Genomic DNA, 25,783 nt, shown 5'->3' with positions numbered 1-25,783 from the left:
CCCCGCCGCTCAGGGGCCGTCCCCTGCCGGTCACCGTCGTGCGGTCACGGCTTTCACCCCACCCGGCGCAGGGCACGCTCACGGCGTGCCGCCACCGTGGAGCCGGACTCGCCGCGTGCCATCCGCCGCAGCACGACCGGCGCCACGAGCAGGCCGAGCACCGCCCACGCGCCCAGCACCCCGGCGGTCTCCAGGTGTCGCCAGGACGCGCCGATCTCGACGGCCACCGCCGCGTCCGGCAGCAGGGCCGAGCGCATCCCGAGCCCCATCCAGTAGAGAGGGAAGACCTGGGCGATCCACTGCAGCCACTCGGGCAGCGAGGTGATCGGGTAGAAGATTCCGGAGATCCCGATCAGGGCGAGGAACGGCAGCTGGACCAGCCCTTGGGCGCGTGCAGTGGCGAACACCGAGCCCAGGACGGCGCCGACGGGCAGGGTCGCGACCAGGCCGAGCGCCAGCACCCAGGCCAGTGCGGGCCAGGAGTCCGGGCTGATCCGCAGGCCCTCGACGAGCAGCACCGCGGGCACGAGGAAGATCACCAGGTCGGCCAGCAGACCGCCGGACACCGAGATCACTTTGCCGATCAGGTATGCGGGCATGCCGTGCGGGGTCGCCTTGGCCCGCAGCAGCGTGCCGTCCTCGCGGTCGGCGGTGAGCTGCTGGCTCATGCTGATCAGGCCGGTGGCGGCGTTCATGCCGAGGATGCCGGGCAAGGCCAGGGCGCCGAGGAGGAGGGCGCCGACGGACAGGTCCCGGATGAAGAACAGCGTGGCCACCATCAGGGCGGGCCACAGGAAGTGGGAGAACAGCTCGGCGCCGTTGGTGAACGACTGCCGCAGCTCGATCAGCCCCCGGGACCAGCCCGCGCGCAGTACGGTCGCGTTCATCGGGCCGCTCCCTCGGCCTCGCGCACCAGCGCCAGGTACGTCTGCTCCAGCGAGGCCCGGACGATCTCCAGCTCCTGGACGTCGTCGCCGTGACGGGCGAACAGCTCGCGGGCGAACGCGGTCGAGTCGGGCGTCCGCACGACGTGCCGCCGTCCGTCGCGCACCCAGCGCACCTCGTCCTCGCCGGCGATCCGCCGGGCCAGCCCGGCTGCGGTGCCGTCGGCGACGATCCGGCCGCCGTTCAGCACGAGGATGCGGTCGGCCAGCTTCTCGGCCTCGTCCAGGTCGTGGGTGGTGAGCAGGACGGTGGTCTCGCGGGCGTCGGCCAGGTCGCGTACGAGATCGTGGAAGTCGGACCTGGCCTGCGGGTCGAAACCGGTGGTCGGCTCGTCGAGGAACAACAGCTCCGGGCGCCCCACGAGCCCGATCGCCACGTCGAGCCTGCGTCGCTGGCCGCCCGACAGCGTCTTGAGCTTCTTGCCGGCGTGCTCGGCCAGGCCGATCCTGGCGATCAATTCGTCGGGGTCCCAGGGGCGCGGGATGCCGGGGGTGGCGTAGGGGGCGTAGTAGGCGCCGAGGTGGGCGAGGAGTTCGCGTACCTGCCAGTTGCCGTGGTCGCGCCAGGACTGCAGCACGATCCCGAGCCTGGCCCGCCACGACTCGTCGCCGTGCGAGGGGTCGGCGCCGAGCACGGAGACCCGGCCCTGCGACCGGACGCGGAAGCCCTCCAGGATCTCGATCGTGGTGGTCTTGCCCGCGCCGTTCGGCCCGAGCAGGGCCAGGACCTCGCCGTGGCGGGCCTGGAACGTGACGTCGTGCAGGACGTCGGCCGAGCCGTAGCGCATGCGCAGCCCGTCGACGTCGAGCACGACGTCGGTGCTCGTTGTCATGAGATGACCTCTCTTCGTGATCGGATGACCTCGTGCCGGGGCGAGGGCATGGCACATCGCGGCCCGCAGGGGCCGGAGCGTGGGGGTCAGGGGTGCCGGTTACCGGTTTTCGCGCGTCGAGGTCTCCTCGACGCGAGCAACCTTAGTTGACTATTCGAAGCTTAGTCAACCGGAGTTGCTTAAGAGGGCCACGCAAGCTCGTGGCGGGGGCGGCTTCTGCGCGGAGACACGACGGATACACGGCCGCGCGGTCGCCGATACGAAAGCGCGACGGCGCGGGAACCTTCGTCCTCCAGGGTGGACGACGTACGCCTGACGGCGTGCCCCGCGCACTTGGAGGTGTGCGGGCAGGACCGTCGAAAGATGCGACCATGTTCAGCACCCGTGTATCACCAGGCACCCGTCCGGCACGCATGGCGGTCGCGTGCCTGATCGGCCTGACGAGCTTCGCCGCCGCCGGCGCGGCCGACGCCCGCACCGGCGAAGAGCCTCTGACGTGGCGTGAATGCGCCAGGACGGCCAAGGACTGGCCCGTCGAGAACGACACCAGGACCGAATGCTCCATGCTGACGGTTCCCCTGGACCACGCGAACCCGCAGGGCCGCAAGATCAGGATCGCCGTGAGCCGGATCAGGGCCGCCGACCCGGGCAGGCGCCGCGGCGTGCTGGTCATCAGTCCCGGCGGCCCCGGCATCACCAACATCGACGCGCCGGCGACGTACGCCGCCGGCAAGCTCGCCCCGCTGGCCGCCGACCATGACCTGATCGGGTTCGATCCCAGGGGCGTGGGTTACAGCGGCAAGATCAAGTGCGCCGCGGCGGAGCCGTCGCCCGCCGCGTCCGCCAAGGGCCAGGAGTCGTCCAGCACCTCCCCCAAGGAGGCGGCGAGGGCCGGATTCGCCGAGACGGCCGCGTACAACAAGCGGTGCGCCGCCAGGGATCCCGCCTTCGTCCGGCAGCTGACCACCACGAACATCGCGCGTGACGTGGACGCGCTCCGCGCGGCCCTCGGCGAACCGAAGATCAACTTTTACGGGGTGTCCTACGGCACCGCGGTGGGCGTGAACTACCGGTCGCTGTTCGACGACCGGGTGAACGCCATGTGGCTGGATTCGGTGATGCCTCCCGTCATCGACCTCGCCGCCATGGACGCCACGACGGACGCGCTCTCCGAGAGGCGCTTCAACGCCTTCGTTCCCTGGCTGGCGCGGCACGACGGCGAGTTCCACTTCGGGACGACCGACGCCGAGGTCCGCGAGACCATATTCGGGTTGCGTGACGAGCTGCGCCGCAAACCACGCAAGGTGGACGCGAACACGGTGCTCGACGGCGAGTGGGTCACGCAGCAGCTCGGCGGCGGACCGAGCAGCTGGATCTCCGCCGCCAGGGATCTCGCCACCGTCCGCGAAGGCGGCGTCCCGCTGTCGGCGCGTCCTGCCCCGGGGGCCGCGAAGGTGTTCGGGTTCGACGAGAACCCGCTGGGCCTGAACCTCATCCAGTACCAGGCGATCTTCTGCAACGAGGGTGCCGGCGGCCGCGACTTCGAGCAGATGTGGGCGGCCGCGCAGGCTCGGAGAGCCGCCTTCCCCGCGACCGGCGGCTATTTCGAGCGCAGCGGCTGGTGCGGGGAATGGCCGTGGCCCGCGCGGCCGTGGAAGCCGGTCAGGGGAACCAGCCCCCTGCAGCTGTCCGGCCACACCGACGAAGACGTCACGCCGTACGCCTGGGCGGTGGACACGGCGAAAGCCACCGGCGGGACGTTGCTGACGGTCCAGGACGACGCGCACGCCTCGCTGCGCCGGCTGCCCTGCGCCGCGAAGGTGATCGATTTCTTCCGCACCGGCCGTACCGCCGCGGGCACCTGCCCCGGTACGCGCTGACCGCGGCCCCTCCCATGAACGGACTTGAGATGCGTGTGTTTCGGCGAATCGGCGCGGCACTGGCGGCCGCCGTCCTCGGCCTGACGGCCCTCCCCGCGCGGGCGGCGACCATGGACCTGGCGGGCACCGTCAACGTGGACGGCTGCTCGGGATCGCTGGTGCGGATGCCGGCCGGCACGGCCGACGACCGGGCCTTCGTCCTGACCAACGGGCACTGCTACGAGGGCACCTGGCCGGTGCCGGACGAGGTCCTGGTGGACCAGCCGTCCCACCGCGTGGTCGACCTGCTCGACGGCGCCGGCGAGCCGGTGGCCACCCTGCACGTGGCCAGGGCGGTCTATGTGACCTTGACCGGCACCGACCTCGCGTTGTACCAGCTGGACCTGACCTACCGGCAGCTGGAGCGGGCCTACCGCGTCCGGCCGCTCACGGTGTCGGCGGAGCGTCCCGCACCGGGCACGGACATCCGGGTGCTCTCCGGAAGCACGAAGAAGGTCTTCTCGTGTGAGATCGACACGCTGGTCCACCGGGTGCTGGAGGTGGGCAACGTGACCAAGGACGTCATCCGTTACACGCCGCGGTGCGACACCGGCCACGGCACCTCGGGATCCCCGGTCGTCGACGCCAGGAGCGGCCAGGTCGTCGGCATCAACAACACCAGCAACCACGACGGCGGCCGGTGCACGCTGGACAACCCGTGCGAGATGAACCGCGACGGCGTCATCGGCGTGCGCAAGGGCGCCGCCTACGGAACCCAGACGTACTGGCTCGCCACCTGCGTCGGAACGGGGAACAAGCTCGACCTGGAGCGCCCCGGCTGCCTGCTGCCCCGGCCGGACACGCGGCTCTCCGCACGGTGACCCGCGCCTGGGCCGTCTTCTCGCGTCAGGTGAACCAGACGATCTCCTGGCCGTGCGATCGGGCCCAGGCCAGCGGCCGCCCGTCCAGCGCGAGCACGTGGTGGTTCGCCTCGCCCGGCGGCGGCGGGAGCGTGTCGTAGGGCAGCACGTCGGGGGTCTCGTTCGCGATCCAGTGGCCGGGGAGCTCGCGTACCGCCGCGGCGAACGCCATCCGTCGCGGCGTCGGCACGAGGTACAGCACCGAGCTGTGGAACACCACCAGGGTCGCATCGGGTGGGGACTGCGCGGCCAGGGCCGGCAGGTCGTCCACCAGGTCGCCCCGTACGAGCAGCGGCGGGTCGGCTGCGACGACGGCCGCCGCCGCCCGCAGCCGGGCCCGGCGGTGCGTGTGCTCGGGCCAGATGAGGGCGTCGAGCCAGGCCAGATCCGCCGGGTCGGTCACGTCGAGCGGGTTCAGGTCCAGGCCGGCCCGCCACACCACCTGAGGAAGAGTGGCCGGCGGCGTCATGCCGGCGGCCGTGCAGGCGAGGACCGGGTCGCCGGAGCCGACCAGGTGATCGCCGTAGCGGTAGCCGTACCGGTCGGGGTAGAGGCACAGCCCGGCGGACGCGCCGACCTCCAGCAGCGCGAGCGGCTGCGGGAGCGCGTTGAGCACCGGCAGCAGGACGGCACACCGTCCGGGCTCGTTCGTCTGGGTGGTCCGGGCGCGCATCTCCGCCTCGATCACGGGCCAGTTCGCCACCGTGTACTCGTGGAACGCGGCCGGATCCGCGACCGGCCCGCCGAGCAGCCGGACCACGCCGAACAGCAGGTTCGGCTGCCGTTTGGCCGGCGGAAGCCCGGCGAGCAGGTCCAGGAGGCCGGGATCCCGCGCCACCGCGGAGGCCAGGCGTTCGTAGGTGGGCGACACTCCGTGCGCCTCGCGTGCGGCGAACTCGGCGTAGATCGCAGCGATCGTCATGTTCCGATGATCGCAGCCGGCTCCTGCCGCGCTCAGCCGGGTGCCGTCCCGGACGCCGTGTCCTGAGGGCTGCTGCGGGCATGGTCGTCCTGGGCGTGCGGGAGCCGGCGCACGGCGGCGGAGGCCAGCGGGAGCAGGGCCGCCGCGGCGTAGACGAGGCCGGCGGTCGCGGCCACCCGGAAGCCGTCGAACCTGTCGGCCAGCAGTCCCACGGCGAGCTGCCCGACGGGGATCGCGAGGTAGGACAGCAGGTCGTCGTAGGACGAGACGCGCGAGAGCACGTGTGCGGGAACGTGCTCATGAAGGGAGGTCTCCCAGCTGACGGCCGCGACCGAGGAGCCCAGGCCGGCGACGAAGGCGACCGCGATCAGCCAGGGGGCGTCCAGATGCGCGCCGAGCGCGAGCAGGGGGATCGCGCCGAGCGCGCTCATCAGCTGGCCCAGCCGCAGCAGGCGCCTGACCACCAGCCGGTAGATCAGCGCGCTCATGACCAGCATGCCGGCGCCGCGGGCGCTGAGCACGAACCCCCACGTCTCCTCGCCGCCGAGCTGCCTGGTCAGGACGGGGCCCAGGATCTGCCAGGTGCCGACCTGCACCAGGTTCACCACGCAGAAGCACACGGACACCGTCCAGACCCAGCGGATGCGGCGGAACTCGGTCCAGCCGTCGCGGATGTCGGTCAGCATCCCGGAGGAGGGCCGCGGCGCGGTCGGCGCCGCGGGGAGGGACAGCCGGGCAAGGCATCCCGCGGCCAGGAGGTAGGTCAGTGCGTCGAAGGCGATGGCGGGGCCGCCGCCGACGGCGGCGACCGCGATCCCGGACAGGCTCGGCCCGAGGATCTTCGTGGCGTTCCGCACCGATCCCAGCAGGGCGTTCGCCTGCCGTATCCGGTCCTTGGCGACAAGCTGCGGCACGATGCCGCGCAGGGCCGGCGTGGTGAACGCGGCGAGAGTGCCGTTCAGGAACCCCAGCACGGCCACCGGCAGCAGCGCGTACCTGCCGGTGAGCAGCAGCGCGGCGACGCCGCCCTGGGTGAGGGCCGAGCCCAGGTGGGCGGCCACCAGGACCGTCCGGCGCGGCAGGCGATCGGCCACGGCCCCGCCCACCAGGAGAAAGGCCAGCAGCGGCACCATGTAGGCGGTCAGGACGACACCGAGGTCGCTGGTGTTGCCCGAGGCGTCCAGCACCCCGAACGCCAGCGCGACCGGCGCCATCGAACTGCCCAGCAGCGACACCGCCTGCGCGGAGAGGAACCAGCGGAGATCGGTCTGTCGCAGAAGGGCTGAGAGCATGGGCAGGAGTCTGCAGACGTACCGGATCGCACACTATCGTTTCGGCAGGAGGCGAAAGATGACGCTGCTGCGGTTGAGCACCCTGGCCCTCTCGCGGTCGCGGTTCGCGCTGTCGCCGCTCGCCGAGACGCTGGGGTCGCTGATGGTGCTCGACAAGCCCTGCACCGACCCGTGGCTGGCGTCCTGGTACGGCCGCCACCGCGGCGCGTTCCGCGCCGTCCTGGAGGCCGACCCCTTCGCCGCGGGCCTGGTCAGACTGCTGAGCTCGACCAAGTGGCTGCCGAGCCACGTGGTGCTCCCGCCGGCAGGTGGCATGCGCACCACTCTGGAGAGCGAGCTCGCGTCGGTCGCGCAGGTGCCCGACGAGGAGGTGGGGGCCGAGCTGGCGGAGTCGGTGGCGCACAGCTGGAAGCAGCACGACCTGGCCTGGCTCACCGGACGCGGCTGGGCGGCCCGTACCGCCGACCTGCTCAGGTACGTGTGGGACGCGCATGTGGCCCCCGACTGGCCGCGCCGGCGGGCGCTGCTGGAACGCGACGTCACCTACCGGGCGGGGTTGCTGGCCGCCTACGGGTGGCCGCGCGCGCTGCAGCACATGAGCCGCCGCAGCGCCTGGGTCGGCGACGACGCCATCCGCTTCAGCGACCAGCCCTCCCCCGACCGGGTCGTCGGCGACGAGGGCATGCTGTTCGTCCCGGTCAGCGTGCTGAGCAGCGGCACGTGGCTGTGCGAGGCGCCGCCGACGTCGTACGCGCTGGTCTATCCGGCCCGCGGATCCGCCGGCGGCACGGCGCGCTCCCCGCGCGCCCGGTCGCTGGAGCGGCTCATCGGCGCCGGTCGAGCGGCCATCCTGGACGAGCTCGAACACCCCGCGACCAGCAGCGAGCTCGCCGCACACCTCGGCCTGTCCCTTGGCACCGTCGGCGGCCATCTGGCCGTCCTGCGGGACGCGGACCTCGTCGTCGGCACGCGGGCCGGTCGGCGCGTGGTCTATCGGCGCACCGAGACCGGTCACCTGCTCGCCGGCCGGGGAGAGGGCTGAGCAGGACGGGCGGGGTGATCCTCTTGCGTTTTCCGCCCACGAGACGGATCATTCGTGCGCACCGTACACCCGGACAGATCCGACACCCTGCAGCTGATTCCCCCCGGCTTCCCTGCGAATCAGGAAGGACGATCCATGATCCGTCGCGTACTGGCCGTCGCGGTCCTGGCCGCCGCCACGCTCGCCACCCTCCCGGCCACCGCGCAGGCCCTGCCTGCCTGCCCGGTCGGTTACCTGTGCAACACCCAGTACTTCTCCGACGCCGCGCGCACCAACCTGGTGGGCGTCAGGACGCAGTTCTGCGACCGTTCGGTCTCGACCTGGGGCACGCTCAGCGGCTACGTCACCTGGTCCTCCAGCCCCTGCAACGAGCCTTAGCCACTCGCCCTCCTGCCGGAGCTCCGGGGACGGCGTGGGCCCGGTTCGCGGCCGGGCGGCTGGTGGATCCGCTGCTCCGGCGCCGGTCGCGACGGGTTGGGCCGGGTGACCGCCGTCCCGTCCAGGAGGATCTGCTCGCCGTGGTGGATCACCGTGATCGACGGCCCCCGCAGCAGCCGGTAGACCGTCGTCTCCGGGGCGACGCCGACGCTCAGCAGGCTGCCGCGGTAGCGCAGCCGGAAGGCGAGCCGGGTGATGCCGGGCGGGAGTGACGGGGCGAAGCAGATCCGTCCCTGACCCGCGCGCATCCCGCCGAAGCCCGAGACGAGGGCGATCCACGCCCCGGCCAGCGACGCCATGTGCACGCCGTCCATGGTGTTCTTCTCCAGGTCCGCCAGGTCCATCAGCGCCGCCTCGCCGAGGTAGCGGTAGGCGAGCTCCAGATGGCCCACCTCGGCGGCGATCACCGCCTGGGTGCAGGCCGACAGGGACGAGTCCCGCACGGTCAGCGGCTCGTAGTAGGCGAAGTTGCGGGACTTCTGCTCCGGGGTGAAGGCGTCACCGCGCAGATGCATGGCCAGCACCAGGTCCGCCTGCTTGACCACCTGCTTGCGGTAGAGGTCGAAGTACGGGAAGTGCAGCAGCAGCGGATACTGGTCGGGCCTGGTGGCCGCGAAGTCCCAGACGGCGTGCTGGGTGAAGCCCTCGCACTGCGGATGGACCCCCAGCCGCTCGTCGTAGGGCACGGACATCGCCTCCGCCGCGTCCCGCCAGCGGCGGATCTCCTCGGCGGTGACCTGGAGCCGTTCCGCCGGGCCCGGATGGCGGTCCGCGGCCTCGGCCGCCGCGCGGAGGTTCAGCTGGGCCATCAGGTTCGTGTACACGTTGTCGTCGACCACGGCGGTGTACTCGTCGGGGCCGGTCACCCCGTCGATGCGGTAGCGTCCGGCCGGGTCGTGGTGGCCGAGGGCGCACCACAGCCGGGCCGTCTCGACCAGCAGCGGCAGGCCGGTCCGCTGTTCGAACGCCAGGTCCTGGCTGGCGTCCACGTACTGGATCGCGGCGTGCGCGATGTCGGCGTTGACGTGGAAGGCCGCGGCTCCGGCGGGCCAGTAGCCGGAGCACTCCTCGCCGTGGATGGTCCGCCAGGGGAAGGCGGTGCCGTGCAGGCCGAGCTGCTTCGCGCGCTCGCGAGCCGGCGGGATCGTGGTCCGCCGCCAGCACAGCGCGTCCGCGACGGCCGCCGGATGGGTGTACGTGAGCACCGGCAGCACGAAGATCTCGGTGTCCCAGAAGGCGTGCCCGTCGTAGCCGGAGCCGGTCAGGCCCTTGGCCGGGATGGCGCGCTCCTCCAGGCGCGCGGCCGACTGCAGCAGATGGAACAGCCCGAAACGCACCGCCTGCTGCACCTCGGCGTCGCCCTCCACCTCGACGTCCGCGCCTTCCCAGAAGTCGTCGAGGTAGCGTCGCTGGTCGGCGTGCAGGCCGTCCCAGCCGTCCAGGCGGGCGGAGGCCAGCGCGGCGGCCACCTGGTCGTGCAGCGCGGCCCGCGAGCGCTGCGCCGACCAGCCGTAGGAGAAGAACTTGACCAGCCGCAGCGTCTGCCCGGGCGACAGGTGGGTGGCCACGGTCAGCCGGCTGACGTCGTCGCTGCCCTGCGCCTCGACCCGGGTGCCGTCCGGCCCGTCGATCTCGTGGCACATCCCGGCGGCCACGCGCAGGCCGCTGGCCCGGGTGCGGTGGACCATGATCGCCGTTCCGTCGCTGCTCGGGACGTTCTCCTCCGCGACCAGCGGCGCGTGCAACGGGGCGGCGGCGCGCGGGTCGCCGCTCTCGTAGGTCTGGGTCTCGTTGGCGATCAGCTCCGACTGGAGGACCACGCGCAACGGCCGCTCGACGGCCTCGACCTCGTACAGGATCGCGGCGACCGCGCGGTGGGTGAAGGACACCAGCCGGGTGGACGTGATCCGGACCGGGGCCCCGGTCGGGGAGCTCCAGTGCGCCGTGCGCGTCAGGGTGCCGGCGCGCAGGTCGAGGACCCGCTCGTGCCGGTGGAGCGTCCCGTACCGCAGGTCGAACGGCTCGTCGCCGACCAGCAGCCGGATCACCTTGCCGTTGGTGACGTTCACCACGGTCTGTCCGGATTCCGGGTACCCGTAGCCCGCCTCCGCGTACGGCAGCGGCCGCACCTCGTAGAACCCGTTGAGGTACGTGCCCGGCGCCCCGTGCGGCTCGCCCTCGTCCAGGTTGCCGCGCAGCCCGATATGGCCGTTGGACAGCGCGAACACCGACTCGGTCTGCGCCAGCACCCGCAGGTCGAGATGCCGCTCCCGGACCGCCCACGGCTCGACGGTGAACGCCGGATGCCGGATCATCCGGCCTCCCGGGACGGCGCGCCCCGCTCCAGCAGGTCGGCCAGATCGGTCACCACGACGTCGGCGCCGTGCTCGCGCAACGCGTCCGCCTGCCCCGCCCGGTCCACGCCGACGACGTAGCCGAACCCTCCCGCCCGGCCGGCGGCGACCCCGGCCAGGGCGTCCTCGAACACCGCCGCCTCCGACGCCCGCAACCCCAGCGCCTCGGCGCCCGCCAGGTACATGTCCGGAGCCGGCTTGCCGGCGAGCCGCCGATCCCGGGCCACGACGCCGTCGATCCTGGCCTCGAACTGCCCGGCGAGCCCGGCGGCGGCGAGGACCTGCTCGGTGTTGGCGCTGGAGGACACCACCGCGCGGCGCAGCCCCGCGTCCCGGACCGCGGCCAGGTAGCGGACGGAACCGGGGAACACGCCCACGCCGTCCCGGTCGATGATGGCCTGCACCAGGGCGTTCTTGCGGTTGCTCAGGCCGTACACGGTCATCGTGCCGGGCGGGTCGTCCGGCGTCCCCTCGGGCAGGTGGATGCCTCTGGCGTCCAGGAAGCCGCGCGCGCCGTCCGCCCGTTTCCTGCCGTCGACGTAGCGGTCGTAGTCGGCGCCCGCGTCGAAGGGGACGAACGCGGCCCCCGTCTGCTCGCTCCAGGCCCGCAGGAAGTCGTCGAACATCGACTTCCAGGCCCTGGCGTGCACGGTGGCGGTGCGCGTCAGCACGCCGTCCATGTCGAACAGGCACCCCCGAATGCCGTCAGGCAGCCCCAGCATGGATCCCCCGTTCCCCTCTCACACCAGCCCCCACCTGCGCATACCCGCCGCCTTCGGTCCTCACCCGCGCCGGCGTCCAGGCGGAGTTTGTCCACTTCGCCCAGGGGCATGTCGGCTGGACGGCGTGAGGTGCCGTCGGGGGAAGGGGAACCCATGCCACTCGTCAACGTGAAGGTGATCGAGGGTGTGTTCAGCGCCACCCAGAAGGCCGAGATGGTGCGGAAGCTGACCGACGCGATCGTCGCCGTCGAGGGTGAGCACATGCGTCCCCTGACCTTGGTCGTGATCGAGGAGATCAAGAGCGGCGACTGGGGTGTGGCGGGACAGCCGGTGACGGCCGCGGAGGTGAAGGCGCTGGCCTCGGGCGGGCCCGGCTGAGGTGGCCGGCCGGGAGCCGGTCCGCGTTCACGTGCAGGGGCTGGGCGCGGCGGCGGCGCCGTACTTCACGACCGGCCCACCGCCTTCGGCTACACCATGGAGGAGCACGCGGACGCGCTGGCGACCGCGTTGCGGGCGGCGGACGTGCGCGCGGCGCGGGTGGTCGCGCACAGCATGGGCGGGACGGTCGCGGTGCACCTGGCCGAGCGGCATCCGGAGCGGGTGGCCGAGCCGGTGCTGGTGGACGCCGACCTGGACCCGGCCGAACCCGCGCCGTGGCCGGGCAGCTCGGGCATCGCCGCCTACACCGAGGCGGACTTCGTCCGGCACGGCTGGGAGGAGACGCTGACCCGGGTCGGACCGCACTGGGCGGCCACGATGAGGCCCGCCGGAGCCGAGGGGGAACGGCACGGCGCTCGTGGACGTCAGCCTCGACGGCGGCCGGACCTGGGCGAACGTCTGGAAGAAGGCCGGCTACCCCGGGGCCCGCGGGCCTGAGCTGCAGGTCGTGGAGCTGCCCCAGGCGATCGGCCGGAACGCGGTGCGGGTCCGGTTCACCTTCCTCGGCCAGCTGTCCGGGTGGTGGGGGATCGACGACGTCTTCCTCGGCCACCGCACCTGCGAGAAGAAGTAGCCGCTCTGGGGCCCGTCCCTGACGGGCCCCAGAGAACGACGTGGCGGGCGGGCATAGCCGGATGATCTCTGTAGACCGTGCCAAGCTCCTGCCCCTAACATCCCGCTTCATGATGATCCGCGTGCTGGCTGCCACGGCGGCCGGACTGATGGCGTTCTCCGGTACGGCAGCCGCCTACCCGATCCAGGGCGTTCCCGAGCTGACCCACAACGCCCTGTACAAGAAGGGCAAGCTCCCCAAGATCAGCTGCAAGCTGGACAAGGGCACGACGAAGTCCTCGACCACCAAATATCTGAACACCCTCGTCGGCTGTCTGAACGATGCCTGGGGGCCGTTCATCCCCGACTTCAAGCCGGTCAAGACCGATATCAGAGCCACCTACGAAGAGGGGCCCTGCTACAACGGGATAGAGATCACCGGCTCGTTCGTCACCACCTGCTACTCCCAGCTCCAGGTCCAGCTCGCCGCCGACTGGATCGGCGCCAAGGACGAACTGCCGATCCGCACCCAGGTCGTCCAGGCGTGGAGCGGCGTGGTCATGGGCCAGACAGGCATCGGTGCGGCCTACTGGGCCATGCCGAACGACGCCGACGAGAAGCAACTCGACGAGCAGGAGCGTCGCTTCGACATGCAGCGGCTGTGCCTGTCCGGCGTGACGCTCAAGGCCCTGGGCGCGAAGTCGAAGAACTGGAAGGCCACGCTGAAGGCCGAGGAGCCCACGCCGAAGGACAAGCGCTGGCGCGACCGCTTCAGCAAGGACAAGCTCAGCGCCAACGATCTCCACTGGTTCACGCAGGGCTACACCAAGGGCACCCCGGGCGCGTGCAACACCTGGAAGGCGCCGGAGTCCAAGGTCGCCTGACGAGCTCCCCCGCCGCGCTCTCGCAGGCGGCGGGATTCGCGTCGCACAACCCCGAGCGCGGCCGCGCGTTGGCATGGATCTTGGCTCTTCATTTGTGAGCGATGCTCATGTATGGTCGCCGTCACTATGAGGAACCGCTGGTTGTCGCCGATCGCCGTCGTGGTGCTGGCCGCCGTCATCGCACTGGGAGCGGTGTTCGACCCTTCGGGGCTGGCCGCGCCGTACACCTGGACCGGGGCTGATCTGCTGCCCGTCGCCGGGCTCTGGCAGGTGGCCGCCCCGGCCGTCTACGTGCCGCTGCTGCTGGCAGGGGTCGGCGCGCTGGCGTGGGCGGTCGCCCCCGGACGTGCCCCGCTGCGTACGGCGCTGCTGGTGTGGGGCGCGGTGGTGTGGTCGGCGATGGCGGCGAAGCTGCTGATGTCGCTGGCGATGACCTTCGATGACGTGCTCTACCTGGTGTGGGCCACCGGCTTCACCGGCGTCAAGGCGGCGGTCTTCGGCCTGCCGGTGGCGGCGGCGGCCTGGCTCGCCCAGCTCCTGCACCGCCGCCGGGTCCCGCTCTCTCCCACCTCGGCGTCCGCGGGGCCCGCCGAGGGCTCGGGGGCGTCGGCGGCGGGATGGGCGGCGGCGGGAGTGGCCGTGGTCCTGGCCGCGTCGGTCGGCGGGGTGTGGTGGGGCGGCTCGCCCGTCGGCTATGCGATCGGCGACTCTCCGCTGGCCCCCGCGCCCGAGGCGGGACCGCTGGGCTGCCTGGCCGCCGTCACCCTGCTCGGCGTGCTGACCTGGGCGTCGCACCGCCGGCTCAGCGCCACCAGCTCGCCCAGGGCCGTCGTGGCCGGGCTCTCCGCGCTGGCGGCGGCCGGGACGCTGGGCCTGGTCGAAGTGGCCGTCGGGATCCCCGGCGACCTGGCGGGCGGCGGCCTGTTCTGGGTGCCGGCGATCATGCTTCGCCTCGCCCCCGCGCTCTCCTTCGGCGCCCTCCTCGCCCTGGCGACGGCACTGCTCGTCGCCGTCCTCGACGCCCCCCGTCCGGCGCGCAAGGGCGTCGCCCTGGCCGCGCCGATCCCGATGGCGGTGGTCGTGGCCGCGGCGGCGCTCGCCTTACCGCTTCTGCAACCCGGCGCCACGACCGCGCCGCCGCCGCGCACCCCGGGGCTGACGCTCTCGGCCGACCGCAGGATCATCGACGCCGACGGCAACGAGGTGCTGCTGCGCGGCGTGAACGTCAACCAGCTCGAAGACTATTTCCAGCAATTTCAGGACAAGGCGGTGACGCGACCGCTCACCGAGGCCGACTTCGCCGGCATGGCGCGGATGGGCTTCAACGTCGTCCGTCTCGCCCTGTCCTGGTCGGCACTGGAACCCCGGCCCGGCCACTACGACCCGGCCTACCTCGCCAAGATCTCCTGGGCCGTCGAGACCGCGGCCCGGCACGGCCTGCGCACGGTCATCGACATGCACCAGGACGCGTGGGGAAAGGGCGTCGCCGCCGCCCCCGGCACCGCCTGCCGGAACGGCTCCCCGATGCACGGCTGGGACGGCGCCCCCACCTGGGCCGACCGCTTCGACGGCGCCCCCAGGTGCGAGTTCACCGGACGCGACATCTCCCCGGCCGTCGCCCGCGCCTTCACCAACTTCTACCAGGACCGGGACGGCATCCAGACCCGCCTGGTCGCCGCCTGGGGCATGCTGGCGGAGCGGTTCGCGAACGAGCCGATGGTCGCCGGATACGACCTGCTGAACGAGCCCGGCTTCGGCGAGGCGCCGCCGGTCACCTCCGGCGTCCTGCTCGGCCGCTACTACGACCGGGCGATCAAGGCCATCCGGGCGGGCGAGCGGCGCGGCTTCCCCCACCTGGTCTTCTTCGAGCCGTCCGTGCTCTGGTCGGGGCTCGGCTTCGAGGTCCCGGTGCCCAAGGACTTCACCGACGACCGGCTGCTCGTCTTCGCTCCCCACCTCTACAACGAGTCGATCACCATCGAGCAGGGCACCGGTCTCACCGTCACGAGCATCGAGCGCGGCTTCGAGCTGGCGAGCCGGGCGGCGAAGTACTACGGCGCCGGGCTCTGGTCGGGCGAGTGGGGCTGGTTCGGCGACCCCGCCGCCGCCCCGATCGCGAGATACACCGACCAGGAGGACCGGCACCGCATCGGAGGCGCGTTCTGGGTCTGGAAGCAGTCCTGCGGCGACGCCCACGCCAGTGCCGGCGCCATGACCGGCGGCAACCTCGTGATCGAGGACTGTGCCACCGGGAAGGACCTGCCGCCGCCCGCCGAGTACGTCGCCGAGCTCTCCCGCCCCTACCCCCGCTCCACCCCCGGCCGTCTGACCGGCCTGACGTCGGACCGCGCGAGCCTCACGGCCCGGGGCGAGGGCAGCGGGTGCGGGCTCGACGTCTGGTTCCCGGGCGACGCGCGGCCGTCCGTCCGCGGCACCGGGCTCAGCGGCGTCGCCGTCCGGCAGGCGCCGGGCGGCTGGCGCGTCACCGGCTGCACCTCGGGCTCCTACAGCGTGACGGCGGACGTGTAGCGCTCCCCCGGCGCGACCGGTCAGGTCAGCGGTGGTCGCCGGCGTAGAAGGCGCGGGCGGCGAAGCCGATCCACTCGGGGCGTTCCCAGGTGCTCCAGCGGGCGCGCGCCTGCTCGTCGATCCGCGCGGCCGTCTCGTCGGCGGAGGCTCCGGCCGCGCGCAGCCGTGCGACCTCGCCGTGCACGTAGCCGAGGTAGTCGCGGACGTCGCGGATCAAGGAGACGCCGCCCACCTCCCCGTGGCCGGGCACGACGATCTCGGGCGCGCCGGCGATCAGGTCGTCGAGCACGCCGATCCAGCCGGGGCCGTCCACGTCCACGTCGTACGGCGGGAAGTACGGCGCGATCGGGAAGATCCGGGTCTCGATCAGGTCGCCGCCGAACAGCACCCGGTCGTCGATGACGACGACCTGGTCGGAGCCCGTGTGCGCGGGCCCGACCGCCCGCAGCGCCGCCTTGCGCCCGCCCAGGTCGATCTCGGCCCGGCCCTCGTAGACCAGGTCGGGATCGACGAGTTCGACGCCTTCGAGCTCGGCCGCCGCGGCGGCGCTCAGCCCCTTGAACATCTCGACGTAGGCGGCGCCCTTACGGTGCAGCTCCGCGCGCTGGGCGGCGTTGTAGACGATCGTCGCGGCCCCCTTGAACGCCTGCGCCCCGAACCCGTGCTCGGGGTGGAAGTGCGTGATGGTCAGGTACAGCCGACGGTCGCCGGCCAGGCGCCGGGCCTGCTCCAGGACATGGTCGCCGTTGCGGGGGCCCAGGCCGGTGTCGACGACCAGCGCGGCGTGCTCGCCCACGACGATGCCGACGTTCGGGACGAGTTCGACGCGGTTGTCGGGGATGACGTACACGCCGTCGGCCACCTCGACGGGCTCGCCGCGCACGACCGGCGGCGGGCTCGTCCGCACGTCGGGCAGGTCGTCCAGGTCAGGGGACGGGTTCGGCGTCACATCGGCGGGGCACATGGTCCGGCTCCAATCTGAACACTGTTGAGATGCTGGCGAGCGTAGCAGAGATCTGATCAGTGTTAAGATCGGGCGATGGCGAAAGGGCGATACCACCACGGTGACCTGCGCAGCGCGCTGCTCGACGCCGCCGAAGCCCTCGTGCGCGAGCGCGGCGCCGACGGCTGGTCCCTGCGCGAGGCCTCGGCGCGCGTCGGCGTCAGCCCCAGCGCCGCCTACCACCACTTCGCCTCCCGCGACACGCTGGTGCGCGCCCTGTCCGAGCGCACGCTCGCCTGGCTCGGGGAACGCCTGCGAGAGCACTGCGAGCACGCGCCCGGCCAGGCCGGCGACCCGCAGCTGCGGCTGATCGCCCTGGGGTGCGGCTATGTGCGCTGGTCGCTCGACGACCCGGCCGTCGCCCGGCTCGTGCTGCGCGGCGGCGCCACCGCCCCCGACTCCGCCATCTCCCCCCACCCGCACGACGTCCTCACCGCGGAGCTCGACCGGCTCGCCGCGGCCGGCGGCCTGCCCGAGCCCGCCCGCGAGGGGGCGGAGTTCGTGGTGTGGGCCGCGCTGCACGGACTGGCCGTGCTGCTGGCCGATGGCCTGGTGCACTTCGACGACCCGCGCGCGGTCGATCTCCAGACCGCGCGCGTGGTCCGTACGACGCTCAACGGCCTGGCCCAGGAGGCGTCGCACGCGGCGGGCCGCCCCGCGGGCCGCTCGGCGCACACCGAGCGCCTGGCCCGCCGCCCTCGCGGCTGACCCCCGCAAGGGGCACCTGCGCGTACACCGATCGGTGTATGCGCAGGTGTCTGCGCATGGACGACGCCGGGCACCAGAGGCCGCTCATAACGTCTGGGCCGTGAAGAAGACAATTCTTGCCGGTGTCGGCATCGGCGTCGCGGCATTCGCCATCTCGGACGTGGTCAACAGGGAAATGAGCCCGATCGGCGAGACGATCAGCAGGTTCGTCAACACGAGGGCCGGTTGGCTGGTGCCGCTCGGGTTGGTCGCCCTCGCACTCGGCGCGGCGGCGCTGACGGTGGCGGTTGCTCGTACTCGCACCAGCCGCGCGGGCACCTGGCTGCTGGGCGTCTGGTCGCTGGGGCTGCTGCTGGCCGCGATCTTCCCCGCCGACCCGCCGGGACGGTGGGACGACCCGTCGGTCTCGGAGAGCGTGCACGGCTTCTCCGCCTGGGCGGCCTTCGCCGCCTTCACCGCCGCCGCCGTGGTGCTGACCAGGGCGTGGCCGCGGGACGGCCTGCTCGCCGGTGCGACCGTAGCCTTGATGTCTGGAATGATCCTGTTTGTGGTCACTCTTGTCGATGTCATGGTCTCCCGGTCATTTCCTCCCGTTGTGGGACTGACCGAGCGCATCGCCATCGCCGCCGCCCTCGGCTGGATGGCACTGGCCGCCGTCCGTCTGCCCCGCACCGGCCGATGATCTCCGCTGTCCTGGCCGTCGTGCTGCCGGGGGTGCTCACGACCATCGCCGTCCTGACCGGGACGGCGGCGGTCGGCGCCCCGCTCGGCTGGCCCGTGGTCACGATGGCGCTCCTGCTCGGCGGGTTGCTGGTGGCGCGGCGGCGCCGGCCGGTCGGCGTCCTGCTGGCCTCGGCGCTGGTGCTGGTCGCCTTCCAGGGAGCCGGGCTGTTCGAAGGCGGCTGGGTGTGGCCGCTGACCGCGGCCGCCTACACCGTGGCCGCGGCCGGCCGGACCCGCTGGGCCGCCGGCGTGGGACTGTTCCTGCTGCTGTACGCGCCGGCCTGGGACTGGGCCGTCGCGGGCGGCTCGCCCGCCCGCGCGCTGGCCTCCGGCGGCGCCGAGGTGCTCTGGCTGGCGCTGGTGCTGGCGGTCGGCAACGCCCGCCACCTCCAGGCGCGCTGGCGGGCGCAACTGGAGCAGGCACGCGAGGCGGACGCCCGCCGCCGGCTCGCCGAACAGCGGCTGGAGATCTCCCGCGAGCTGCACGACATCATCGCCCACACCTTGGCCGTGGTCGGCGTGCATCTCAACGTGGCCGCCGACGCGCTGGACGACTCTCCCGAGGAGACGCGCGCGGCCCTGCGCACCGCGATGGACGTGCGCGGCAAGGCCATGGCCGACCTGCGCTCTCTCATCGGCGTGCTGCGGATCGACGATGATGCCGCCCCGCAGCCGGACCTGGGCGGCATCTCCGAGCTCGTCGCCGCCGCCCGGGCCGCCGGCCTGAAGGTGGAACTGCACGAGGAGGGCGATGCCGCCACGGTCACCGGCCCGCAGGCCGTCGCGGCCCACCGGCTCGTCCAGGAGGCGCTGACCAACACCATCAAACACGCCGACGCCACCCGGGCGTCGGTGCGGCTGCGGTATGCGAGCGACGCGGTGACGGTCGAGGTGGCCGACGACGGCCGCGGCGCGACCGCCCCGGCCGATGGCATCCTGGCCGGGGGCCACGGACTGACCGGCATGCGCGAACGTGTCACCGCCCTGGGCGGCACGCTGAGCATCGAAGGGAGCGAGGGGTTCGCCGTGCGCGCGATCATCCCCATGGCAACATGACGATCAAGGTGCTGCTCGCCGACGACCAGGCCCTCGTCCGAGCGGGTTTCCGCAGCCTGCTCAACCGCTCCAAGGACCTGACCGTGGTCGGCGAGGCCGCCACGGGCGACGAGGCCGTCCGACAGGCGCGCGCCACCGAGCCCGACGTGATCCTCATGGACATCCGCATGCCGGGGATGGACGGCATCGAGGCCACCCACCGGGTGCTGGCCGAACGCCCGGGGACCAAGGTCATCATCCTGACCACGTTCGACACCGACGACCACGTCTTCGCCGCGCTGCGCGCCGGTGCCAGCGGGTTCCTCACCAAGGAGGTCGAACCGGCCGAGCTGCGCCACGCCGTGGCCGTGGTGGCCGCGGGCGAGGCACTGCTGTCGCCGAGCGTCACCCGGCGGGTCGTCCAGCAGTTCGCTCACCGGCCCGCCCCGCTGAGCGGCGACCGGCTCACCGCGCTCGCCGTGCTCACCGATCGCGAACGCGAGGTCGTCCGTCTGGTGGCGGAGGGGCTGTCCAACGACCAGATCGCCGCCAGGCTCGTGATCAGCCCGCTGACCGCCAAGACGCACATCACCCGCGCCCTGATGAAACTCGGCGTCCGAGACCGGGTGCAGCTGGTCATCCTCGCCTACGAGACCGGCCTGGTGCAGCCGGGCTCCTGATCGCGGCCTCCGCCGAAGGCGGCTCTCCATTGTCTGACGCAACCGGAGGCACCTCGTGGACGCGGGGCACGAGCCGGCCAACTGGTGAGGCACTCCCGAGAGCGTCGTGCAACAGTAGGGCCTCCGTCCTGATCCTTGGTTTCGTGAAAGATTTCGACGAGTTCGTCCGAGCACGGGGGGACGCGCTCCTTCGGTACGGCTACGTGCTGACAGGCAACTCCGAGGACGCGGCCGATCTCGTGCAGGAGGCGCTGGCCCGCCTGGGGGACGCCTGGCCACGGGTGCGCAGGAAGGACGACCCTGAGGGCTACGTCCGCACGACCATGGCCAGGCTGCACATCAGGTCGTGGCGTCGGCGTGATCGCGAGGAGCTGGTCGCCGCCGTCCCCGACCACGGCAGCCTCGACCAGTACGGCGACGCCGCCCTGTGGGCGGGGCTGCAGGAGCTGCCGCGCCGGCAGCGGGCCGTGCTCGTGCTGCGCTACTACGAGGATCTGCCGGATCAGGAGATCGCCGAGATCCTCGGCGTCGCCCGCGGGACCGTACGGAGCCAGGCCGCCCGCGCGTTGGACAAGCTCCGGATCAAGCGCGTGTTTCAGGAGGCACGATGAGCGACGAACAGGACCTGATCCGGACGCTGCGCACGGCGGCGGAACAGGTGGAACGCCGCGACCTGGTGGGCGGCGTGGCCCGGCGGCGGCGTGCCCGGCGTACCAGGCAGCGGGTGCAGGTCCTGCTCGCGGCGGTCGCGGTCGTGGTGATCGCGGGCGGCACGACCGCGGTCCTGTCGGGCGAGGACGGGCGGGACGCCCCGCCCGCCGTGCAGATCACGCCTTCCCCCTCCCTGCCCGCCGCGCGGCCCGCCGCCGAGTTGTGGCCCGAGGCCGTCGTCAAGGTGCCGGCGAAGGACTCGGAGGGGCGGCGCATGCATCCGGTGACCGGCCTGAGCGCGACGGAAGTGCTGCTGGTCGCGGACACGGCCTTCGAGAAGGCCGGTCGGCTGGAGGTGCACGACTCGGCCTCGGGGGTGACGCGGGTGCTCGGTGACATCCCCAGCCCGCGCAAGAAGTACTACCCGCAGCTCTTCACCGCCAGCCGCGAGTACATCGCCTGGTTCGGCGCGACCCCGCAGGACAGCGTCCCCTGGACGGACTTCTGGGTCATGCCCGTACAGGGCGGCAAGGCCAGGCGCGTGGGCGAGGTCGACGCCGACGTGGACAGGATCGCCCTCACCGGCGACTCGCTCGTGTGGTCGGTGAAGGAGGGCGGCGTCTATCGCATGCCGCTGACCGGCAGCGCTCCCGAGCGGCTGCCCGGCACCGACGGGCTGCACCTGACGGCCTGGCCGTGGGCGGCCGGGCTGAGCGACGACCAGCCGCTCGCGAACCACAACCGGGTCGTCGACCTGGAGACCGGCCGCTCGGCCGACGTCGCGCTGCCCGACAGGGCCGAGGGCGTGCAGTGCGACGCGCAGTGGTGCGTCGGGATGCTGGACGGACACGCGTTCGTGCAGCGGATCGACGGGTCCGAACGCAGGCCCCTGCCCGAAGGGCTGCGGCCACGGCCCCGGCGAACGCTGCTGGGCGGCTCGTACGCGCTGTTCGAGGTCTACGACCCGGACCGCGACAAGAGCGGCGTGCCGATCGCCCTGCTCTACGACCTGACGACGGGCGCGATGGCCGGGATCGGGGAACGTTCCGTGGGCGTGTCGTCCGGGAACGTGGGTTCGGGGGCGTCCTCCTCCGCACCGTCCACCACCATCTTCTGGGACGCCGACGAGAAGTCCTACGAGCGGTGCGCGAACGGGGGGTGCCAGGTCAAGACCCGCGGCGGCGGCAAGGAGTACACCGTGCTGAACCTGGAGGCCGTCCCCCGGTGAGCACGGCCTGCGCGAGGGCGGCCCCGGTAGGGCTGGCCCTACCTGTCCCGGGCAGTACGTACGCCTAAAAATGCGCAGGTCAGCGGCATCGTCCGGGCACCCGGGCGCGTCATACGGTTCTTGGCGTCAAGCAGGATCGATACCAAGGAGCAAATGACATGACCGTTGGCCGGAAGATCGCCGCCCTCGCGGCGGGCCTGACCCTCGTGCCCGTCCTGGCCCAGGCGGCCTTCGCGGCCGAGCCCGCCGCGCCCGCCGCGCCCGCCGAGCCCGTGCGAGCTCTGGAGGCGGCGGCGCACGAGCTGCGCTCGACCGAGCCGGGCGCGGAGTCCGGCGACCTGAGGGCCTTCGACCGGATGGTGGGCGACGCCCGGGTCGTCGGCATGGGCGAGGCGACCCACGGTTCGCATGAGTTCTTCACGGTGAAGGAGCGGGTCTTCCGTCATCTCGTGGAGACGAAGGGTTTCACCACGTTCGCGCTGGAGGCCAGCTGGTCGGGAGGGCTGCGGCTGGACGAGTACCTGCGGACGGGGAAGGGCGACCTGCGGGCCATCGCCAAGGAGGTGCTGCGGGCCTCGCCGTGGGAGCGTGCGGAACTCGTCGGGATGCTGGAGCGGATGCGCGAGCACAACCGCCGGAACCCCGGCCGCCCGCTGCACGTCATGGGCGACGACCTCGGCGCGCCGAAGGTGGGCGAGGAGGTCTTCGCCCGCGTCGCGCAGTACGTCCGGGGCGCCCACCCGGACTCCGCCGCTCCCCTGGCCGCGCTGTACGAGGGATTGCGCCCGCTCGACGACGTCTTCGCCTACCTGAACCGGCCGCTGGACGAACGGCGGCAGCTCGCCGCCAAGGCTCAGCAGGCGCTCGACCTGCTTGTCAGCCTGGGCGGGCCGCAGGCGTCGGCCGCGTACGACAGCGCCGTCCAGGATGCCCGGTTCATCGCCCAGACCGCCAAGTTCGCCGGCTACGACCTGGCCGACAAGTCCTGGCTGAGCGTCGTCGAGCGCTACCGCGACCAGGTCATGGCCGACAACACCGTCTGGTGGCTGCGACACCACGGCGGCAAGATCCTCATGTCCGCGCAGAACACCCACGCCGGTTACGTCTCCGGCGACCCGGCGCTCTACCCGAAGACCCAGGGCGCCTACCTGCGCGACATGCTGGGCAAGAAGTACGTCGCCGTCGGCTTCACCTTCGACCGCGGATCCTTCCTGTCGAAGGACGCCGCGCTGGGCGGCGACTGGAAGCAGTTCACCGCCGGTCCCGCCGAGCCCGGCAGCAACGAGCACACCCTCGACCGGGTCCGCTACGACGACTTCTACCTCGACATGCGCACCGCGCCGGCCGCCGCGCGCGACTGGCTGGCGGTGGCTCGCCCGACCCGCAACATCGGCACGCAGTACCCGTACCCGCTGCACGACACCGCCCTGTCCCGCGCCTTCGACGTGCTGGTCCACCTGCACGAGGTGCGTTCGGCGCAGATACTCAAGTAGCCAGGCAGTCGGCGGGGCCCGCGGCGGACGCCCCGGGCCTCACCTCATTCAGGGTGGATCTCCCAACCGGCGAGGTCCTGCTGCCCGGTCGCCGCCCCGGCGACGTCCTGGAGCAGGTGACGATCCCGCTCGGGCGCTCACCGTTGTCCATGGGCTCACTTCTCGGCGATGAACCCGTGGTACCGGCCCATCCAGTACGGCAGCAGGTACGAGGTGCCGTCGTTCTCGCCGTGGCCGTCGCCGCCCTGGTCCAGCTTGTACGGGTCGTGGTTCCAGTGGCTGATCACCCGCTCGTCGATCGGGAGCACGGTGCCGCTGCGGAGCAGGCCGAGCTTCTTCGGGTCGGCGTCGGGCCGGATGTGCCGGCCGAGGTTGACGATGTCGAGGCGCTGGCTGTTGCTCTGCTTCCAGTCGATCATGTTGATCGGGAAGCGCTTCAGCGTGTCGATCGACTGCTCCAGCCAGGGGCCGGTCATCTCCAGCGGGAAGGGTCCGTAGGCGTCGGTCCAGACCTGGTCCTTCAGGGTGAGGCCGGCGATGAAGTTGAAGAACGGGTTGAGCTCGTACTGCTCCTGCTGCCAGTAGTCGTAGAGGGAGCGGGCCCAGGTGGCCTTCAGGTCGGCGTCCTGCTCGTAGCGGAGCAGGTGGTAGTAGTTCATGAACGCCATCTCGTCGTCGGACTGGTTGCCGCCGCCGACGCCGGGGGTGACCTTGGGCTGCTGGGTGTTCAGGTCGTAGCCGTGCTCGTCGATGAGCTTGGCCTTGGCCTGCGCATATTTTTCTGGATTTTTCGCGACATGCTGGGCGATGGTGAGGAACGTGATGATGGTCTGGCTGTTGAGGCCGCGCTCCTCCCTCCGCCACGGGTTGCCGTTGAGCTCCTTCGGGTTGAAGAAGCCCCAGCGGGTGGGCTTGCCGTCATGGTCGACCAGGGAGAAGTCGTGGTCGATCAGGTGGTCGGTGAGCCTGGTCACGACGCCCGCCACCTCGTCCTTCTCCGCGCCGGTCGCGACCAGGTCGTAGTAGAGCGCGTAGAGGAAGTAGTGGCCGACCAGCTCGTCGGAGCTGGCGTCGGTCTTCCAGAACCACTTGCCGTCGGCGCTCTTGGGCCAGCGCGGGACCAGGATCTTCCAGTACGCGTCGCCCTTCTGCTTGTCGCGGTCGTGCTGCTCGTCGTCCTTGATGTTGGGGTCGGTGGCCGTGGTCTCCAGGATCGTGCGGGCGATGAAGCCCTTGGGCGCCGGGTTGGTGCCCGCCTGGGTGACGTCGCCGAGGAACTTCAGCGCCTCGAACGCCTTGCGCGCGTTGGCCTTGGCCGTGCCGTCCTTGGTGGCGGCGTACCTGAACGCCTCGGCCGCGCCGTACATGCCCGTCCAGAGGCCGTCGTTGTCGCTGGCGCCCTGGCCGTACTGGGTCAGGTCGCCCGGCCTGGCCAGCCCGATGCCCTCGACGAAGCCGTACGGGGTGCGCTTGTGCCGGGCGTCGATGGCCTGCTCGTAGACGGCCGCCTTCGCCGCCAGCGTGGTCCGGCGGGCCTCGATGACGGCGGCGGCCGTGGCGGTGCCGAAGTAGGCGTTGGCGTTCCCGTCCACGGTGATCGCGGCGACCGCGTCGTCGGGCAGCCAGCGGCGGCCCTGCCGGTACTCCCAGGTGACGCCGTCGAAGTGCACGGCGCCCTTGGCCGTGCCGAGCCAGACGTCGCCGCCGGCGCCGGGGGCGATCGCGGTGAAGCCGAGCATGGGCAGCCCTTCGGCGGGGCCGTACTGCCTGAGCGTGGCGCCGTCCCGCAGCGTGAGGCCGGTGGGGCCGGCCAGCCAGAGGCGGCCCTTGGAGTCGTAGGCCAGGTGGGTGGTGCCGGGGGCGGGTGAGATCTGGGCCCACGAGCGGCCGGTGTGCTCGAAGACGCCGGTGGCGGTGGCCACGGCGACGGCCCCGGATCCGGCGCGGGCGGCGGCGGTGGCCTGCCCGGGCAGCCGGTCGGGACGCCACGAGCCGCCGGGCCCCTTGCGGTAGAGGCGGTCGCCCTGGACGAGGATCACGTCGTCGCCGCCGAGCAGCAACGCCGTGGCCGGATCGACGCCCGGCGGCAGCCGATCAGCGCCCTTGGCGAGGTCGTCGCGCTCCCCCGCCTGCCGGCCGGCCTTCGCCGCGTTCCTGATCGTCAGCAGGCCGCCGGCGGTGAGGGCGACGAGGTCGTCGCCGCGCCAGACGACCTTGTGGGCGGCGGTGACCGGCAGGGAGGTCCAGGCGCCGGCGGCGTACAGGGCCAGGCCCTTGTCGTGGGCGGCGGCGACGACGCCACCGGGGCCGGCGGCGAGTGCGGTGATCCTGCCTTGCAGAGCCGGCAGCGTGGCGCCGACCTGGAGGACGAAGGGATCGACGACCGTGGCGGCCGTGGCGGGTGCGGTGGCCGTGGCGGGTGCGGCGGTGACGGCCGGTCCCGCGCCGAGCGCGACGGTCGCGGCGAGCAGGAGGTTCTGGAGTCGTGCCATGGGGTTCCTCCGGATGAGGGGGCTGCGAGATACAGTAAAGA

At 72.3% G+C, this 25,783-nt stretch carries 23 protein-coding genes and 1 pseudogene; 16 read left to right on the top strand and 8 right to left on the bottom strand.

The features are described from left to right. Nucleotides 1-53: 53 nt before the first annotated feature. Nucleotides 54-887, bottom strand: coding sequence for an ABC transporter permease (locus ABT158_RS45135; RefSeq protein ID WP_352364576.1), 834 nt, complete (start codon nucleotides 885-887; stop codon nucleotides 54-56). Beyond that, a complete protein-coding gene (locus ABT158_RS45130; protein WP_352364574.1) occupies nucleotides 884-1,777 on the bottom strand; it encodes an ABC transporter ATP-binding protein in 894 nt (297 codons plus the stop codon). The genes ABT158_RS45135 and ABT158_RS45130 overlap by 4 nt, the downstream gene beginning before the upstream one ends. 371 nt (nucleotides 1,778-2,148) lie before the next feature. Here ABT158_RS45130 and ABT158_RS45125 point away from each other — a divergent pair, with 371 nt between their 5' ends. Both ABT158_RS45125 and ABT158_RS45120 read left to right on the top strand, forming a co-directional pair. After that, complete coding sequence (locus ABT158_RS45125) at nucleotides 2,149-3,657, top strand: alpha/beta fold hydrolase (protein ID WP_352364572.1); 1,509 nt, start codon at nucleotides 2,149-2,151, stop codon at nucleotides 3,655-3,657. Nucleotides 3,658-3,686: 29 nt separating this feature from the next. Beyond that, a complete protein-coding gene (locus tag ABT158_RS45120) occupies nucleotides 3,687-4,517 on the top strand; it encodes a S1 family peptidase (RefSeq protein WP_352364571.1) in 831 nt (276 codons plus the stop codon). 25 nt (nucleotides 4,518-4,542) lie between these two features. Here the strand turns inward: ABT158_RS45120 and ABT158_RS45115 are convergent, their stop codons facing one another. Next, complete coding sequence (locus ABT158_RS45115; RefSeq protein WP_352364569.1) at nucleotides 4,543-5,478, bottom strand: DUF2332 domain-containing protein; 936 nt, start codon at nucleotides 5,476-5,478, stop codon at nucleotides 4,543-4,545. 32 nt (nucleotides 5,479-5,510) lie between these two features. Further along, nucleotides 5,511-6,770, bottom strand: a complete 1,260-nt coding sequence (locus ABT158_RS45110; RefSeq protein WP_352364567.1) for an MFS transporter — start codon at nucleotides 6,768-6,770, stop codon at nucleotides 5,511-5,513. Nucleotides 6,771-6,828: 58 nt separating this feature from the next. On the opposite strand from ABT158_RS45110, the gene ABT158_RS45105 reads away from it, so the two are divergent. Both ABT158_RS45105 and ABT158_RS45100 read left to right on the top strand, forming a co-directional pair. Then, nucleotides 6,829-7,812 carry a helix-turn-helix domain-containing protein gene (locus ABT158_RS45105; RefSeq protein ID WP_352364565.1) on the top strand — a complete coding sequence of 328 codons (984 nt, stop codon included), beginning with the start codon at nucleotides 6,829-6,831 and terminating at the stop codon, nucleotides 7,810-7,812. A gap of 135 nt (nucleotides 7,813-7,947) precedes the next feature. Continuing rightward, nucleotides 7,948-8,190 (top strand): DUF6289 family protein, encoded by a 243-nt coding sequence (locus tag ABT158_RS45100; protein WP_352364563.1) that lies wholly within the window; start codon nucleotides 7,948-7,950, stop codon nucleotides 8,188-8,190. Here the strand turns inward: ABT158_RS45100 and ABT158_RS45095 are convergent. Further along, entirely contained in the window at nucleotides 8,187-10,565 is a 2,379-nt protein-coding gene (locus ABT158_RS45095; protein WP_352364561.1) for a glycoside hydrolase family 65 protein, read from the bottom strand. The genes ABT158_RS45100 and ABT158_RS45095 overlap by 4 nt on opposite strands. After that, nucleotides 10,562-11,326 carry a beta-phosphoglucomutase family hydrolase gene (locus tag ABT158_RS45090; RefSeq protein ID WP_352364559.1) on the bottom strand — a complete coding sequence of 255 codons (765 nt, stop codon included), beginning with the start codon at nucleotides 11,324-11,326 and terminating at the stop codon, nucleotides 10,562-10,564. The genes ABT158_RS45095 and ABT158_RS45090 overlap by 4 nt, the downstream gene beginning before the upstream one ends. 153 nt (nucleotides 11,327-11,479) lie before the next feature. Here ABT158_RS45090 and ABT158_RS45085 point away from each other — a divergent pair, with 153 nt between their 5' ends. From ABT158_RS45085 to ABT158_RS45065, 5 genes and pseudogenes are all read left to right on the top strand, one after another. Beyond that, on the top strand, nucleotides 11,480-11,704 hold the full coding sequence (locus tag ABT158_RS45085) for a tautomerase family protein (RefSeq protein WP_352364557.1): 225 nt from the start codon (nucleotides 11,480-11,482) through the stop codon (nucleotides 11,702-11,704). An 84-nt stretch (nucleotides 11,705-11,788) separates the two neighbouring features. Continuing rightward, nucleotides 11,789-12,202: pseudogene (locus ABT158_RS45080) on the top strand (alpha/beta fold hydrolase); the annotation flags it as partial. Between the two features lie 10 nt (nucleotides 12,203-12,212). Further along, nucleotides 12,213-12,338: a hypothetical protein gene (locus ABT158_RS45075; protein WP_352364553.1), complete on the top strand. Its 126-nt coding sequence runs from the start codon at nucleotides 12,213-12,215 to the stop codon at nucleotides 12,336-12,338. Nucleotides 12,339-12,447: 109 nt separating this feature from the next. After that, the gene (locus ABT158_RS45070; protein ID WP_352364551.1) at nucleotides 12,448-13,200 is read left to right on the top strand and encodes a hypothetical protein; all 753 of its coding nucleotides are present in this window, start codon (nucleotides 12,448-12,450) and stop codon (nucleotides 13,198-13,200) included. A 126-nt stretch (nucleotides 13,201-13,326) separates the two neighbouring features. Then, the gene (locus ABT158_RS45065) at nucleotides 13,327-15,729 is read left to right on the top strand and encodes a glycoside hydrolase family 5 protein (protein WP_352364549.1); all 2,403 of its coding nucleotides are present in this window, start codon (nucleotides 13,327-13,329) and stop codon (nucleotides 15,727-15,729) included. 25 nt (nucleotides 15,730-15,754) lie between these two features. On the opposite strand, the gene ABT158_RS45060 is transcribed toward ABT158_RS45065, so the two are convergent. Then, complete coding sequence (locus tag ABT158_RS45060; RefSeq protein WP_352364547.1) at nucleotides 15,755-16,693, bottom strand: MBL fold metallo-hydrolase; 939 nt, start codon at nucleotides 16,691-16,693, stop codon at nucleotides 15,755-15,757. 75 nt (nucleotides 16,694-16,768) lie between these two features. On the opposite strand from ABT158_RS45060, the gene ABT158_RS45055 reads away from it, so the two are divergent. From ABT158_RS45055 to ABT158_RS45025, 7 genes are all read left to right on the top strand, one after another. Beyond that, nucleotides 16,769-17,440 (top strand): TetR/AcrR family transcriptional regulator, encoded by a 672-nt coding sequence (locus tag ABT158_RS45055; protein WP_352364545.1) that lies wholly within the window; start codon nucleotides 16,769-16,771, stop codon nucleotides 17,438-17,440. A gap of 100 nt (nucleotides 17,441-17,540) precedes the next feature. After that, nucleotides 17,541-18,122, top strand: coding sequence for a DUF998 domain-containing protein (locus tag ABT158_RS45050; RefSeq protein ID WP_352364543.1), 582 nt, complete (start codon nucleotides 17,541-17,543; stop codon nucleotides 18,120-18,122). Then, nucleotides 18,119-19,219: a sensor histidine kinase gene (locus ABT158_RS45045; RefSeq protein WP_352364541.1), complete on the top strand. Its 1,101-nt coding sequence runs from the start codon at nucleotides 18,119-18,121 to the stop codon at nucleotides 19,217-19,219. Before ABT158_RS45050 ends, ABT158_RS45045 begins: the two co-directional genes overlap by 4 nt. After that, nucleotides 19,216-19,878 carry a response regulator transcription factor gene (locus ABT158_RS45040; RefSeq protein ID WP_352364539.1) on the top strand — a complete coding sequence of 221 codons (663 nt, stop codon included), beginning with the start codon at nucleotides 19,216-19,218 and terminating at the stop codon, nucleotides 19,876-19,878. The genes ABT158_RS45045 and ABT158_RS45040 overlap by 4 nt, the downstream gene beginning before the upstream one ends. Nucleotides 19,879-20,021: 143 nt before the next feature. Continuing rightward, nucleotides 20,022-20,489 carry a SigE family RNA polymerase sigma factor gene (locus tag ABT158_RS45035; RefSeq protein ID WP_352364537.1) on the top strand — a complete coding sequence of 156 codons (468 nt, stop codon included), beginning with the start codon at nucleotides 20,022-20,024 and terminating at the stop codon, nucleotides 20,487-20,489. After that, a complete protein-coding gene (locus tag ABT158_RS45030) occupies nucleotides 20,486-21,757 on the top strand; it encodes a TolB-like translocation protein (protein ID WP_352364535.1) in 1,272 nt (423 codons plus the stop codon). Before ABT158_RS45035 ends, ABT158_RS45030 begins: the two co-directional genes overlap by 4 nt. Nucleotides 21,758-21,915: 158 nt before the next feature. Further along, nucleotides 21,916-23,250 (top strand): erythromycin esterase family protein, encoded by a 1,335-nt coding sequence (locus ABT158_RS45025; RefSeq protein ID WP_352364533.1) that lies wholly within the window; start codon nucleotides 21,916-21,918, stop codon nucleotides 23,248-23,250. Between the two features lie 155 nt (nucleotides 23,251-23,405). Here ABT158_RS45025 and ABT158_RS45020 read toward each other — a convergent pair whose 3' ends face one another. After that, entirely contained in the window at nucleotides 23,406-25,742 is a 2,337-nt protein-coding gene (locus ABT158_RS45020) for a hypothetical protein (protein WP_352364531.1), read from the bottom strand. Nucleotides 25,743-25,783 lie beyond the last annotated feature (41 nt).

This window comes from Nonomuraea sp. NPDC001636, from assembly GCF_040298265.1.
In the GTDB taxonomy this organism is placed as follows: Bacteria; Actinomycetota; Actinomycetes; order Streptosporangiales; family Streptosporangiaceae; genus Nonomuraea.
This window is presented reverse-complemented; position numbering and strand designations above follow the sequence as displayed.

Excerpts from the sequence above, each read along its gene's own strand:
- ABT158_RS45135 (WP_352364576.1), bottom strand. The coding sequence starts at position 887 with ATGAACGCGACCGTACTGCGCGCGGGCTGGTCCCGGGGGCTGATCGAG.
- ABT158_RS45130 (WP_352364574.1), bottom strand. The coding sequence starts at position 1,777 with ATGACAACGAGCACCGACGTCGTGCTCGACGTCGACGGGCTGCGCATG.
- ABT158_RS45125 (WP_352364572.1), top strand. The coding sequence starts at position 2,149 with ATGTTCAGCACCCGTGTATCACCAGGCACCCGTCCGGCACGCATGGCG.
- ABT158_RS45120 (WP_352364571.1), top strand. The coding sequence starts at position 3,687 with ATGCGTGTGTTTCGGCGAATCGGCGCGGCACTGGCGGCCGCCGTCCTC.
- ABT158_RS45115 (WP_352364569.1), bottom strand. The coding sequence starts at position 5,478 with ATGACGATCGCTGCGATCTACGCCGAGTTCGCCGCACGCGAGGCGCAC.
- ABT158_RS45110 (WP_352364567.1), bottom strand. The coding sequence starts at position 6,770 with ATGCTCTCAGCCCTTCTGCGACAGACCGATCTCCGCTGGTTCCTCTCC.
- ABT158_RS45105 (WP_352364565.1), top strand. The coding sequence starts at position 6,829 with ATGACGCTGCTGCGGTTGAGCACCCTGGCCCTCTCGCGGTCGCGGTTC.
- ABT158_RS45100 (WP_352364563.1), top strand. The coding sequence starts at position 7,948 with ATGATCCGTCGCGTACTGGCCGTCGCGGTCCTGGCCGCCGCCACGCTC.
- ABT158_RS45095 (WP_352364561.1), bottom strand. The coding sequence starts at position 10,565 with ATGATCCGGCATCCGGCGTTCACCGTCGAGCCGTGGGCGGTCCGGGAG.
- ABT158_RS45090 (WP_352364559.1), bottom strand. The coding sequence starts at position 11,326 with ATGCTGGGGCTGCCTGACGGCATTCGGGGGTGCCTGTTCGACATGGAC.
- ABT158_RS45085 (WP_352364557.1), top strand. The coding sequence starts at position 11,480 with ATGCCACTCGTCAACGTGAAGGTGATCGAGGGTGTGTTCAGCGCCACC.
- ABT158_RS45070 (WP_352364551.1), top strand. The coding sequence starts at position 12,448 with ATGATGATCCGCGTGCTGGCTGCCACGGCGGCCGGACTGATGGCGTTC.
- ABT158_RS45065 (WP_352364549.1), top strand. The coding sequence starts at position 13,327 with ATGAGGAACCGCTGGTTGTCGCCGATCGCCGTCGTGGTGCTGGCCGCC.
- ABT158_RS45060 (WP_352364547.1), bottom strand. The coding sequence starts at position 16,693 with ATGTGCCCCGCCGATGTGACGCCGAACCCGTCCCCTGACCTGGACGAC.
- ABT158_RS45055 (WP_352364545.1), top strand. The coding sequence starts at position 16,769 with ATGGCGAAAGGGCGATACCACCACGGTGACCTGCGCAGCGCGCTGCTC.
- ABT158_RS45045 (WP_352364541.1), top strand. The coding sequence starts at position 18,119 with ATGATCTCCGCTGTCCTGGCCGTCGTGCTGCCGGGGGTGCTCACGACC.
- ABT158_RS45040 (WP_352364539.1), top strand. The coding sequence starts at position 19,216 with ATGACGATCAAGGTGCTGCTCGCCGACGACCAGGCCCTCGTCCGAGCG.
- ABT158_RS45030 (WP_352364535.1), top strand. The coding sequence starts at position 20,486 with ATGAGCGACGAACAGGACCTGATCCGGACGCTGCGCACGGCGGCGGAA.
- ABT158_RS45025 (WP_352364533.1), top strand. The coding sequence starts at position 21,916 with ATGACCGTTGGCCGGAAGATCGCCGCCCTCGCGGCGGGCCTGACCCTC.
- ABT158_RS45020 (WP_352364531.1), bottom strand. The coding sequence starts at position 25,742 with ATGGCACGACTCCAGAACCTCCTGCTCGCCGCGACCGTCGCGCTCGGC.